At 40.7% G+C, this 617-nt stretch carries 2 tRNA genes and 1 rRNA gene; all 3 read right to left on the reverse strand.

Going from position 1 to position 617, the window contains the following annotated elements:
• Nucleotides 1-199 precede the first annotated feature (199 nt).
• A tRNA-Ala gene (locus tag OCI93_RS20955) sits at nt 200-275 on the reverse strand.
• A gap of 114 nt (nt 276-389) precedes the next feature.
• A tRNA-Ile gene (locus OCI93_RS20960) sits at nt 390-466 on the reverse strand.
• A 77-nt stretch (nt 467-543) separates the two neighbouring features.
• Nucleotides 544-617, reverse strand: a 16S ribosomal RNA gene (locus tag OCI93_RS20965); the annotation flags it as partial.

Raw genomic sequence — 617 nt, forward strand, 5'->3', positions numbered from 1 at the left:
GATGCTAATCACTTATTCATAAGAATAAATAATTGGCATTGTTTTACTTTTGAAAACTCTTTATAGATACGAATATCTATAAGAATTTAATTATCAGCTTTTCCAAATTTTTAAAGAGCAAGAGAATTTAACTTCTCAAAGAGAAACACACTTAATACTCAGGATATACCTGAAGTACGTTTGTCTTTAAAAAGTAAAGTGGTGGAGCTAAGCAGGATCGAACTGCTGACCTCCTGCGTGCAAGGCAGGCGCTCTCCCAGCTGAGCTATAGCCCCACAATACTGGTGTGTACATCGTTTGTAACCAAAGCTTCTTGTTGAGACAAGGTATAAAGTGAGGGCGTTTAGTCAACTAAACTACTAGCTTTAAACGTTAGCATCGCTAAGAAGTGGTGGGTCTGAGTAGACTTGAACTACCGACCTCACGCTTATCAGGCGTGCGCTCTAACCAGCTGAGCTACAGACCCAAACAATGTTTGTGTTCTCTAATTCTAATCAACAATCATCTGTGTGGACACTACGAACAAATAAGTTCTAAATCGTATAAGGAGGTGATCCAGCCCCAGGTTCCCCTAGGGCTACCTTGTTACGACTTCACCCCAGTCATGAATCACTCCG

Origin of the sequence: Pseudoalteromonas holothuriae (assembly GCF_945859825.1) — a bacterium.
GTDB classification, from domain to species: Bacteria; Pseudomonadota; Gammaproteobacteria; order Enterobacterales; family Alteromonadaceae; genus Pseudoalteromonas; species Pseudoalteromonas holothuriae.